The organism is Butyrivibrio sp. MC2021, from assembly GCF_000621605.1.
Classification (GTDB): Bacteria; Bacillota; Clostridia; order Lachnospirales; family Lachnospiraceae; genus Butyrivibrio.
The window spans coordinates 683,896-696,135 of sequence record NZ_JHXX01000001.1; the positions used below are offsets into that span (position 1 = coordinate 683,896).

Here is a 12,240-nt window from a genome sequence, read left to right on the forward strand (position 1 = left end):
CATTACGGATACAGTCTCTCATCAGCTCGTGCCTCGCTGTGGTCGACTAGCAACCTTCTTCCAAATACTTATATGATATTATCTCCTGTGGAATAAGCTTATTATTATCAAATATGTCTGTTAGGAAGTTCCGTTCATCATCGGAGAACTCATTGATAAGATCATCGAAACGCATGCTCTGCTTCTTGGAAGACGGACTATCCTCCAGTTCTATATTCATTGCTCTTTCTATCATTTTCTTATATCCGGGCACAAATAAAGATATATCAAGCCTGTCATTGGCATCTTTAGTCCTTCTGAATATGTCAAAGCCCTCTCTGTCAATGTCTCCCCAGTACAGGAATTTCACATCAGGCTCACCCATGAACTTAACATACTCTTCAAGTGCTCCTGTCCTGTCAGAAACCTTGTTACCTTCGCCATAAACAACTCCATCAATTGGTATCCCAAACAGGCCTTTTACGCCGTCCTCAAACATACGCCTTCGGATATTAAACCAGATATCCTTATTCTCGCAGATTAAAAGCATCATGTGATCCTTTCTGACCGGAATATAATCATGAAAACAGTACTCGGGGGTATCATAGAATCTCAGCTCCGACTCTGTAATCTGCAGCTTTCGTAAAAGAGCTTTGACCATGCTATCATCAAGCGTTTTTTCATGTCCAAATATCTCAAAGGAACGTTCTTTTCTGGATACATAAGTCTCGTCATTATCTCCAAACAAATAGTCACTAAGGCCTTCAACAACATATCTATTCCTTTGGAATTCCAAAGGGTTAGCAGATAAATGCCCACTCCTTAACAGCAGAGGATGGAGCCTCTTTATTTCGTCTATGGTTTCTTTATCTACTTCCTCTTTTACCAAAATCCTGTATTTTTTGTATAGGGGATAGGCGATATTACCATTTGTACCTGACGACTTGACCGGTTCAATAATCTCTTCCATTATCATTTCCGAAATCTGTTCATACGCACTCTGTTCATCCATTAGGTTTATTTTCATAATATTCTTAATATCTTCCAACGTTATTGTTTTCTTGCCATACTCCAGTAACTTTTCCTTGATATTCAAATCTTCCCACCCCAAAACGATTACCTTTCTACATCATCTATAAAACGCATGACTTCTATCTGCTTTTCCTCCGATAAAGCCACAAATCTCTGATAATACTCCATCAGCCTTTTTCTGTTATTGTCATCTTTTTCATACAAAAGTTCGCTAACATCAACTTTGTATAACTCAGCAAATTGTACCAATTCATTCGCTGTTACTTGTCTCTTACCAGTTTCAATAGCACTGAGCGTGGGTCTCGACATTTGCATATTCTCTGCAGCAACAGCTTGGTGCATATGTATATTATTTCTTGCTTCTCTTAGCCTTTTTCCCAAATTGTTCATTCGACAAACCTTTTTCCAAAACTGTGATTGACACTACGTTTTTTATGATAACATAAAAAGATTTTGATGTCAGCTTTTCTGACATCAAAATCTTTTCATATTTCACCCAATTATCATTTTTTCAATATTCATGCCATATCGGAGCCGATTTAAATTGTTACAGCAAAAGGTGCAAATGAGGTGCAAATCTCACATAATCTGCTCCGAAAGTGACTAAAACAGGCCATTCCAAGGTACATGTCAGAATCCTGCCGTAGCAGACAAACAAAATTCTTATCATTCTATGACTCCTTATTCCTCTCCAAATCCCGCATAGGGTATGTGTTTTATCAGACACTCAGCAGCATCCTCGATATCTTCCGGATCCAGGTCCTCTCCTTCACGGGCGCAACACTCAAACTCATCAACTATATTTTCAATATGTACCAAATCAATTAACAGCTGTAGCTGTGAGAGCTCCTCGTCTGAAATGTCAGTCTCAATCCTGTAGCCTGCCAGCACTGTGTCAAAATAGCCTTTCATGCCAGCCATGCGTTTCTCGGGGTCAGGCTCATTTTGAAACCATCCGGTCCCATGGATCCAGAGATTAGCAAGGTCGAACATGTACCAGCAGTACATACAGTTGTCAAAATCAAACACCGTGATGTCACCGGAATTCATGTCGATATGGTAATTCCCATCACTAAAATCAAAATGAACAAGCCCGTAAACACTCTCGTTCACAGGGAGCTTACGGAATTTCTCCAAGCGTTCAACGATTGCATTTTTCAATTCTTCGTAGTCGTCAGGTATCAATGCATCGATATACTCAGAGTTGTATTTATCGAAATACTCCGGTCTTCTATTCACAGGCTTGTACACCTTGGACAGCCTATGAATCGCACCCAGAGCCTTACCAGTGTTGTAAAAATACTCCTCAAGCGGCGCTCCATCCCTGTACCTGTAACCGTTGTCTGAGATCAGCATTCCCTTGGCAAAAGAAAACAGCATCGCAAAACACTCTTTTCCATCCTCTGAAAAAGATTCCGCTAGCCTTCCGTCAAGAGAAGGAATCACATCCGCCACAGGCGCACCATTTTCTGCAAGATAATGCATATACTCTGCCTCTGCCTGGTATTCTTCGACCTTTCTGTCTCCTAGTATCGAAAGCCTCAGTACATATTTGGGCTCTCCTTCTCTGACACATTCATAAACCAGATTTCGCCCGCCTTCATGTCCGGGGACTTGATTGAGTTCATATTCTTTTAAATCATACAGATTTTTTGCATGTTCAAGAATGCTCATTTATATCCTTTCTATGTATCACCGAAACATGAGTGATCTTATTGGCCTCGTCAGGATACTCCCTCAGTAGGAGCCTCTTAGTTTCTATCATCTTTCAATCCCAATTTTCTGATTTCATTTAGTTGTTCTGCACTCAATGTCCCTGCCTGAAATAACAAAAGATACTCATTTTCGATTGAGCTATCAAGTATCAGCAGATCATCAGTGTTTATCGTAATCTTAACTCCGTTCTCAAATAATGTCCTTAGAGGATGATGATCCCCGGGGACGGGGTTTGTGGTCCATTATGCTCTCCTTAAGTCTTATTTACAAAAATCCCCGATTTCACCCAATTTTTCCCCAAGGCTATGGTATTTGCCTGAGTAAATGACAGGATCCAACTCTGTCAGATCAATGTCAAAAGTGTTCTTGGGAGAAATTCTCTCATCCATCTGGACATTTCGGATATGGCAGAAAAAAGTGGTAGAATCGCCGGTCTCTACAGACTTAGCCACCTCACATTCATATACCCAGGGGCTTTCGTCCAGAGTAGGAACATCCAAAACAGCACCACGACTCACACCATATTTGATATCATTCTTCTCTCCGTCTTTGGCGTGTTTTGAACCGAAGTAATCCATGATGGGCAGCATTTCTCTGTTCACAAGATTCACGCTCAGAAGGCCGGTTCTTACAACATTCTGCTTAGTTGCTTTCGTTCCAAACATACTGATAACTATCAGATAATCATCGCCGCCTTCGCAGGTCGCACTCACCCATGTTATGGGGGCAAAGTTGTAGGAACCGTCTTCATTATTGGTTCCTATGATAAATGATGGTTGAACCACCATCGAAAAAGTAAGATCTACAGATTTTCTTTTCATATTTACTCCTTAGAATGCCCACACATAGCCGATTTCTGTGTACACCATTCCGTGCCTGCCCTGCTCGGATTTCATAAGGGATATTCCACTCACTCTCATGGGCTCGCTTTCCTGAAACTCAGGTAAAAAAGCCTTTCCCTTGGTGCAGTCAGCTCTCCTTATCAGCGTAACATGAGGCAGGAACTTCTTTCTGTCAAAAGGTATTTCCTCTTCCAAAAGAGCATTTCGAAGCCTCTTTACATAATCTCGAAGGTTTTCATTCTCTTCAAAATTTGCAAAGAACATGTCTTTGAAAGGCGCATAACCACTTAGTTTCACAGAAAAGGACCTGAGATTAACCTTCTGCATAACTTCAACGACCTGCTCCGGATCATCATAATCACCGATAAAAGCCAGTGTCATGTGCAGGTTCTCCCTTGGCGTAAAGCTGCCCTTCACGCCGCATCGCCTTAGATCATCCTGAATTTCTGTAAGTGAATCCAACATATCCTCTTCAAAACAGATTGCAATAAAAAGTCTCATTCTAGAACCTCCTATGCACCAAAATGGCCCTACACCCCCGTCCCGGGGATCAGAGTTCCTTAATAAAAAACCTGTTCATCGTTGCGTGCACCACACCCGCTGGCTTCTCTATCTTTTTAAATCCGCATTTCTCGTAGACATGTATGGCAGCTGCGAGATTGTCATGAGTCTCTAGATACATCCTCTTGTAGCCAATCTCTCTGGCCTTATCCTCAATCATAGCGATAAGCTTGTAGCTAAAGCCTGCTCCCTTGACCTCATCCGCAAGATAGAGCTTTTGCAGCTCGCAGCAATCCTCAAAAAACTCAAACTCTGCAAGCCCGATTCCACCGACAAGTTTCCCACCGTCATCAATCGCAACAAAATAATAGCGCCTGTCCTTATCAGCCAGGTAAAAATCACTCAGATGGTTCAGATTATCATCAAAATAGACCGTTCCCGGAATATCCAGCTTATGCTTCTTTAAATTAACCCTGATCAGCTCCGCCAGTTCCAGGTCATAACAGAGCTTCAGTTCACAGATTTTCATGCTATATCCTCTTCAAATCGCTTTCAGTTCCAATGCTGTCTTATCATAATCCATTTCCCACATTACTTTTTTCCTCCAAAATATCAAACTTCAAAATCCGGGAATAATCCGTCATTAACGCAATTGATTATCTTTCTAACTTCACTCTCAGCTCGTATCCTGCCTTCTTCGCTGAGCATCCAGTTATCGCGCTTTGTGTTGTTGTCATCAGCAGGCCCCGGAATTATATGAATATGGTCAGGGAAAAGATATCTCGCAATGGCAAGACTCCTTCTCATATGATAAGTCGTAGTCACCAGCAGCACCTTCCTGACTCTGTTTATCCAGAAAGTCCTCTGAAGTGCCAGCAATGAACATAGCATGTTCTCAACCGTGTTCTGCGACTCATTCTCGATAATGATGTCTTCGGGCTTTATCCCAAGTTCAATGGCCTTTTTGCGCATATCCTCCGCATGACCTTTATCGCAGCCATTGACGATCCCTCCGGACAAAAGAAGCTTCGATGTGCGTTTAGCATGATATGCCTTCGTTGCCACAGGCACTCTGTAAATCGATGCCTTAGTGCTTCCAAGGACTATAACGCAGTCAACATCTTCTCCGGTGTCTTCGATTCCATCAAACAACACTCTGTCTATTATCTCATCTGTCAAATTCTCTGTAGTCAATTCCGAAATCAGCATTTATGTCAGTTCCCCAATAAAGTTAAGTTGCCTCATTGTTGCCAGTTCCATTATTCTTTCTCCCAACCCTTTCTGTATTCATCAGCCTCACCAAAATAATCATCCAGCAAAAAAGGATAATGCTCCTCAGCCCTGACTATGCGGGAACCTTTACTCTTATTGCAATTCTTGCATAGAGGCAAAAGATTTCTCTCATCATCGGTTCCGCCGTAATATTTTGGTATGTAATGCTCTATCGTAACTTTCTCGTATTCCAGCGAGCGTCCGCAGACTGCGCATACTCCGCCGGTTTTTTCAAGTATCCTTCTCTTGATCTGTGATTTCTGAATCTTTATCCCCCTCATGATTCCCCAAGCCCTCCTTAATATTCAAAGCGCCGTCCTATCACAAAATATTCCTCTCCATGCTCTCCCGCAGCATCAGCGTATCTTCCTCAATATGGGAAAGGAAAGTTATTATTCTATTTCTTTCAGGGAGCACATAACACTTTTGCCCCCACTTTCCGTTAATGCTGAATCCATCCCGGTATTTCCAAAAGAAATATCCATAGCCCCCTTCCCGGTTCATCTGCTGAACCGAAGTAGCTTTTTCAACATATTCTTCTGAAATGATTCGATGTCCGTTGTAGACTCCGCCTTTACTCATAAGTATACCGAACTTACTAAGGTCATGAACAGATAGTTTCATGCCTGACGCTCCGTAAAAATATCCTTCCGGACTTCTAGTATAATCAAAATGTGTACTCTCCAATTGAGCAAATATTTCCCTTTCAATGAACTTCCCCAGATCTTCCCCCAGAATCTCAGTGAGCGCCACACCGATGAGATAAGCATTAATATTGTTGTAATTAAAAACTTTTTCCTGAGGATTATCTATCTCACAACCCAAACTAAAATCCAGGAAATTATCCCCCTCAGCCCTGAAGGGAAAGCCCCCCACTGACATAGTCAGAAGTCTGTGGAGAGTAATCTCTGAAAAAGCCCGTCTCCGGTCATCACTCATTTCATTTACTTTGTTTTTGGGAAGGTACTCAAGAACTGATTTCTGAAGATCCACAAGGCCTCTGTCATAGGCTATGCCAAAGGCTATGGACAATACTGATTTGGTGGCGGAATAGATATCATAGATGCCGTCATTTACATCCCCGTAGGTATGAGTCAATAGTCCGTTTTCATAGACTTCAACTCCATATACATTCCACCCGTTAGTAGTAATATCATCTGCAAAATTTTGGAAGGACATCTGCGAAATGGTCCTAGGGGACGGGGTTTGTGGTCCATTTTTTAAATACATATTGCTTTTCCTTTATTAAACGAATATAATGCTAAAAAAGTATTTAAATCCAAAAATCTTTTTAGGAGTAAATATGCCAAGAAAACCCAGAATCATGAGTTCAACTGGCATATATCATATCATACTTCGTTCTGTTAATCAGCATATCATCTTTGAAGACGATTCCGATTACCAAAAATTCCTATTTGTTTTATCAGATTGTGTAAAGAAATATAATGGTACTAGGGGACGGGGTTTAGGGTCCATTTTTTGGCCCTATAACCCCGTCCCCCAGGTTCATTTTATTCTAATATGTAATCAAAAGAATTGCCTATCTTGCCATTACCGGTTGATCCAAACTCAATGCTTGAACCATCATAAATAGTCTTGTTCCAGTCAACCGGAGTTATCACATAATAGTTGCCGCTGGTGGTGACATTTACATTCCAGCTAGAATCTATATTCACCTGATTTTTGTTGACTTTAAGTGTCCAACCATTTACTGTGCTTCCGGTGTTGTTGGAAATCTTGTAGCTGATCTGATAACCTGACCCCCAGTTGTTAATAGAGTATGTAAGCTCCAGGCCTGATGAAACCACAACAGGATCAGGATCGGGAGTTGGCTCCGGGTCCGGCTCTACAACTATCGGATCCGGCTCCTCTACAACAGGTTCCGGATCGGGCTGTACCGATTCAGGATCCTGGCTTGGCTGATCATTTATAGCCTCAAACTGCCACTGCTGGTTGGGATTTCCATAGTAGAGCCACTGGCATACATTGCTTCCGTCTGCTGTTTTGTGCTCATAAACATCCAGGTAACGAACCTTATCAGAAGCTTTTGTTGCGATGGTATAAACACCGTTTGTTCCTGTATTCTTAACCAGAAACTTCTGAGCATCGCCTGAATAACCATGGTAAATACCGATATTTGCTCCATCTTCGTCACTGCCGTTTTGAATATCAAGCATGTAATTTCCAAGGCCGCTTGTAAGGGTGATATAACCATCACCGGTGTTGGTCACATACCACTTCTGTCCCTCAGCCCCTGTACCGGTGCTGATGCACACATTGGTCCAACTGTTGAACCTGTTACCCTCTACTGTCAGATACTTCTTTGAAAGAGTGTTCTTAAGATAATACCAGCCATCATTTATGCGGGCTGTCTGATTATTGTTTACATTCTGGCCGCCGGACTGTGTACCGGGATCAGGTGTAGGCTCGGGATCAGGCTGTACTGTGCCGCTTGCAGCTATGAATTTCCAGTAGTTGAAATTCATAAGTGATCCGTTGCCGCCCTTAAACATAAAGTAAAGGTCGTGCTTACCTGTAGCTCCACTTATATCGCAGGTTCTAGTGACATATTTCTGCCATCCGTCTGTTTTACCCACATCAACGGTACCGATAAGTTTTCCGTTTGTACCGTCCAGGCGAAGCTCAATCCTTCCACCGCCATAAGCTGATGCAACCCTAGCCTCAAAGGAATTGGCTCCGTTTCCGAAATCAACATTTTTAACCTTGATCCAGTCTCCGTTTTCAATGTAGGCTACGTTAAGTGTTCCCTCTCCGCAGCTTTCCGTCTCCACTCCAGAAGAGTTGCAGATGGTCTCAGCCTCAACCTTGGTGTAAGGATTAAGTGTGGCAATAGCAGAGGGTCCGGATTTGCTCATCTTAATAGTCGGAATCGATCCGTCATAGTTGTACTTAAACTCCTCAACAGCTACAGAACGGGCAAATCCGCTTCCTCCGGGAAGTGCTCCGTTATGGTAAAAGAAATAAGAATGCCCCTTAAAATCCACAATACCGCAGTGGTTGGTAAAGCTCTTTCCCTCAGTTGGCATTATCACACCGCGGTATGTCCATGGGCCTGTAGGTGAAGTACTGGTTGAATAGGAAATATGCTCCGGAATTCCACCTGCTGCATAAAGCATGTAATACAGGCTGCCACGCTTATAGAACCATGGTCCCTCTATATACTTATCACTAGAGGAAATATTATATACTCTGTTGATACCGCCGGAATAAGAGGTCATATCTCTGTTAAGCTTTACATAATAAAGATTGGAATTACCAAAATAAAGGTAAGCCTATCCATCTGGATCCACATAAACAGTAGGATCAATAAAACTTGCCCCCTGACAAAGAGGTCTTCCGATAGCATCCTTGAAAGGTCCTGTAGGACTGTCTGATACCGCAACACCTATAGAATTTCCGCCCTGCTTTGCTATTACAGGAACGTAATAATAAAACTTGCCATTTCTTTCAATTACCTGCCCTGCCCAGGCATCACTTTTTGCCCAACTAAAGGTATTCAGTGAGCATACAACGCCGTGATCCTGCCAATTTACCATATCCTTGGTTGAATAGCAGTGCCAGTCCCTCATGTCGTAATATGAGGCCCCATCCTCATCATGTCCCGTGTACACATACAGTGTATCCCCATACACCATAGGCGCAGGATCCGTAGTATAAATAGTCTGAACAATCGGATTATCCGCTTTTGCTGTCACCGGAGACAATCCCACAACAATCATAGCCGCCATCAAGGCGCCGGCAATTCTACCTACTTTCTTCATAACCGCCCTTCTCCATATAAAAATATAGTTGTAAATGGTCCACAGGGACGGGGTTTTGGGGCCATTTTTTGGCCCTAGAACCCCGTCCCCCAGGGCCATCATAGCAATTCCGGAAACGTTTCTCATCCCAAATATTGCTTCTGTTTTTGCACAATTTGCTATTAATTCCGCTAATTTTCTGTTATCTTTATCGGTTTCCAATTATTTGCAGAATTATCAGTGTTTTTATACATATCCCATAAAAAGTTTCCTGTATATCAAAACAACTTCTTGACACATTTTAAATATATGTGCTATAAAATATTTGTCTGACATATTATTTCTGAAATAATATCTAAAAAATATTATAAGGAGGGTTATATGGCAAAAAAAGTTGTAGAAAACGAAAGCAGACCAATTACTGCAGATGATCACAAAAAGCTTAACGGTAAGAAGCCCAACACTGTCAATGAGGCACTGGGACTTCCCTTAGGAGATCAGTTTGATATTGATCTTACCGAGATTCTTGCCGGGGATTCAGAGGAGAAGGGCGAGACCGTTGTCATCGCACTTATCGACTGCGATGAATTCATGTCAGTTAATAAGGAATTCGGAGTTGAGGCCGGGGATAAGTTTTTGATTGAGACCGGCAACTATATCAAGGAGAATGCCCCCAAGGACAGCGTGGTTTACCGTATCGGCGGTGACGAATTCGGTATTATCTTCAAGGGGCTTACAGAGAGAGAGGACATTTTCCTTTTCCTCAATGATCTGAAGAACAATTACGATGTCAGAACTCCCGATGGAACTAAGCACACTCTTACAATCGGCATGGCTACCGCATTTATCGATGCCAATCGCTGCGCTGAGCTCACCAGGAAGGCTGACGGCGCTCTCTTCCGCGCCAAGGCAGGAGGCCGCAACAAGATCGCAATGGCCAGAGAGGAAAAGATGATTCCCAAGACCAGCCATTACACACAGGACCAGCTTCAGCGTCTTTCCAAGCTGGCCGCAAGAGAAGGTATCGGAGAAGCTTTCCTTCTTCGTGAGGCTCTGGATCTGTTACTCAAAAAATACGACGTATAATGTAATGTCACTTAACTAAAAGAAGCGCCACACTCTATCTGAGTGTGGCGCTTTAGTCATGCGTGATCGGATCAGTTATCCTGAATTACTCTGCCGCCAATATATAAATATCTGTGATAATCGCCATCCATGAAGCAGGTTGCATATTCTACAGAATAAGAAGAATAAAAACTGTCACATTCGCAGCCGGTATCAGTAATCTTATCATTCGAATCCACAAAGCACAATTTTCCATCCTTCACAAAGTAAAGACGATCCTCCGGGAAATTGTAATGTGTTGTATAGGTGTAGTTATAATCTGCACCGTCGGTGATCATTTTTGAATCACCGTTTTCAACCTTCCAAAGCTGTCCCTCCCTGTTGCAGTACCAGAGGCGCTCAAAACTAAGATCGCAGCTCACAGAAGATACATATCCCTCTACAGTAATAGTATCAAGAAGCTTAACGCCCTGATCTTTCTTGTACTCATATTTGCAGAAAGTGCCGTCCTCTTCTCCCGGAGCCAGATAGTAACAGACATCATCGGAATAAGAAACTGCCAGCTCATAAACATAATTATCGCAGATCTCATAAGGGTCTTTATCGGGGCCTTCAAAAATGAAAACACCATTCTTGGAACTTCCAAAAGCTATTCCATACAGGCTAGGGCTGTCAATGATCTCCACCATGTAGCCAAGCTTGAGTCCTATATCACCGGTAGACACACTGTCAACAACCTTATTATATACAAGTTTGGCCTCATCCAGGGAATCATCATAGTAAAACAGGTTATAACTCTCTCTCTGCTTGATCAATACCGACTTACATTCATTGTCAATATAAACTCTGTTAGGCTTGATCTTGCCGATCTCCTTATTGAAATCAGAAACCTTGAAACAGTACATACTGTAGTTAGTTTCATCATCCTCAGGGGCTGCACCATAGATAAGCTGTCCATCATCTGATAAGGAAAAAATATCACAATAGCCTGTATAAACCTTCTGAGGTTCTGTCTCTATTCCGGCCACAAAGAGCTCTGTGCCGTTCTCAGTATACTTGGTATATGCAACCATTTTACCATTGGGAGAAATCAGCATGTCATAACCGGCAACAGATTCATCCACCTTATACTTTTTCTTCTGATCTCTGTCAACAATATAAAGAGATGCATTCTCATTGGAGTAGCTGGTTACATAGTACAAAGCGTTACCGTTATAGCTGATTCCGCCATAGTTGACATCAACCGCTTCCACCTCCACGTCAAGGGCGGAATTGATATAATAAAGTGCGTTACTGTCAATAACAACCATGCTGGAATTGGCCCTTGAAAAATAGCTGTTCAGATAGCCGCTATCCTTGCGGAAATCCATATTGTAGGAGCCGGTATCATTGTAAATACCGCCATCCACAACATAGATAACATTACCCTCCTGCCTGTTCTGGGTTCCCTTCTTTTCCATATCTACAGAACCGGGATTACCATTACCATTACCATTGCCGCTGCCTCCGGTAGGATCATCGGGTTCTTCCAAAGGTTCCGGATCATCAGGACCATTGTTTACCGAAGGTGTATTTCCTCCTGATGTTCCATTGTTATCTCCGGAACCGTTATTACCTGAAGGCTGTGCACCTACCAGCTGCATTCCACGACTCACTATTCCAGGAATTACCTTGAAGCATGTAAATGCGCCAAGCATAAGGGCCAGTATGGCTGCAACTCCTATGAGAATATACTTACTTTTAGGCATAGACCTGTTTCCGGTCATCCCTGCCATCCGGGCAAATTCAGGGCTCGCCTGCTCCATACCGGGCATAGGTCCCATATTAGGCATTTGATTTGGAATCTGATTCATATTAGGCATCTGATTCATATCCGGTGCCTGACCCATATCCGGTGCCTGACCCATGTTGGGCATCTGGCTCTGCGGTGCCCATACAATGTTCGCAGGTCCGCCTGAGGGCTGTCCTCCCATATTCTGTTCCTGCGCAGTATTAACCTTCTCACCGCAGGTTCTGCAAAATTTTTCTCCCGGTTGCAAAATGCTACCGCAATTATTACAATTCATATTTCT

Annotated in this window: 13 protein-coding genes and 2 pseudogenes; 1 reads left to right on the plus strand and 14 read right to left on the minus strand. The window is 42.7% G+C overall.

What is annotated here, in order from left to right; genetic code table 11:
* Positions 1-46: 46 nt before the first annotated feature.
* The 13 genes and pseudogenes from T359_RS0102755 to T359_RS22955 all read right to left on the minus strand — a co-directional run.
* A complete protein-coding gene (locus T359_RS0102755; RefSeq protein ID WP_155839963.1) occupies positions 47-1,075 on the minus strand; it encodes a Wadjet anti-phage system protein JetD domain-containing protein in 1,029 nt (342 codons plus the stop codon).
* Positions 1,076-1,095: 20 nt separating this feature from the next.
* Positions 1,096-1,401: a helix-turn-helix domain-containing protein gene (locus T359_RS19065; RefSeq protein WP_035783484.1), complete on the minus strand. Its 306-nt coding sequence runs from the start codon at positions 1,399-1,401 to the stop codon at positions 1,096-1,098.
* A gap of 157 nt (positions 1,402-1,558) precedes the next feature.
* A complete protein-coding gene (locus T359_RS23180; RefSeq protein ID WP_256374473.1) occupies positions 1,559-1,681 on the minus strand; it encodes a hypothetical protein in 123 nt (40 codons plus the stop codon).
* Between the two features lie 11 nt (positions 1,682-1,692).
* Positions 1,693-2,685 carry a phosphotransferase enzyme family protein gene (locus tag T359_RS19070; RefSeq protein WP_051544872.1) on the minus strand — a complete coding sequence of 331 codons (993 nt, stop codon included), beginning with the start codon at positions 2,683-2,685 and terminating at the stop codon, positions 1,693-1,695.
* A gap of 77 nt (positions 2,686-2,762) precedes the next feature.
* Positions 2,763-2,933 (minus strand): annotated as a pseudogene (locus T359_RS23415) (hypothetical protein); the annotation flags it as partial.
* A 54-nt stretch (positions 2,934-2,987) separates the two neighbouring features.
* Positions 2,988-3,548: a flavin reductase family protein gene (locus tag T359_RS0102770; protein WP_026516157.1), complete on the minus strand. Its 561-nt coding sequence runs from the start codon at positions 3,546-3,548 to the stop codon at positions 2,988-2,990.
* 9 nt (positions 3,549-3,557) lie between these two features.
* The gene (thpR, locus tag T359_RS0102775) at positions 3,558-4,070 is read right to left on the minus strand and encodes an RNA 2',3'-cyclic phosphodiesterase (RefSeq protein WP_026516158.1); all 513 of its coding nucleotides are present in this window, start codon (positions 4,068-4,070) and stop codon (positions 3,558-3,560) included.
* A gap of 49 nt (positions 4,071-4,119) precedes the next feature.
* Positions 4,120-4,599, minus strand: coding sequence for a GNAT family N-acetyltransferase (locus T359_RS0102780; RefSeq protein WP_026516159.1), 480 nt, complete (start codon positions 4,597-4,599; stop codon positions 4,120-4,122).
* An 83-nt stretch (positions 4,600-4,682) separates the two neighbouring features.
* Positions 4,683-5,279, minus strand: a complete 597-nt coding sequence (locus tag T359_RS0102785) for a YdcF family protein (protein ID WP_026516160.1) — start codon at positions 5,277-5,279, stop codon at positions 4,683-4,685.
* A gap of 50 nt (positions 5,280-5,329) precedes the next feature.
* A complete protein-coding gene (locus tag T359_RS19075; RefSeq protein WP_051544873.1) occupies positions 5,330-5,623 on the minus strand; it encodes an HNH endonuclease in 294 nt (97 codons plus the stop codon).
* A 40-nt stretch (positions 5,624-5,663) separates the two neighbouring features.
* Positions 5,664-6,521: a serine hydrolase domain-containing protein gene (locus T359_RS0102795; RefSeq protein WP_197027046.1), complete on the minus strand. Its 858-nt coding sequence runs from the start codon at positions 6,519-6,521 to the stop codon at positions 5,664-5,666.
* A 332-nt stretch (positions 6,522-6,853) separates the two neighbouring features.
* A complete protein-coding gene (locus tag T359_RS22950; protein ID WP_330370149.1) occupies positions 6,854-8,218 on the minus strand; it encodes a carbohydrate-binding protein in 1,365 nt (454 codons plus the stop codon).
* 27 nt (positions 8,219-8,245) lie between these two features.
* Positions 8,246-9,250, minus strand: a pseudogene (locus T359_RS22955) (glycoside hydrolase family 43 protein); the annotation flags it as partial.
* 234 nt (positions 9,251-9,484) lie between these two features.
* On the opposite strand from T359_RS22955, the gene T359_RS0102810 reads away from it, so the two are divergent.
* The gene (locus tag T359_RS0102810) at positions 9,485-10,189 is read left to right on the plus strand and encodes a GGDEF domain-containing protein (RefSeq protein ID WP_026516162.1); all 705 of its coding nucleotides are present in this window, start codon (positions 9,485-9,487) and stop codon (positions 10,187-10,189) included.
* Positions 10,190-10,260: 71 nt separating this feature from the next.
* On the opposite strand, the gene T359_RS0102815 is transcribed toward T359_RS0102810, so the two are convergent.
* Positions 10,261-12,234: a zinc ribbon domain-containing protein gene (locus T359_RS0102815; protein WP_026516163.1), complete on the minus strand. Its 1,974-nt coding sequence runs from the start codon at positions 12,232-12,234 to the stop codon at positions 10,261-10,263.
* Between the last annotated feature and the right edge of the window lie 6 nt (positions 12,235-12,240).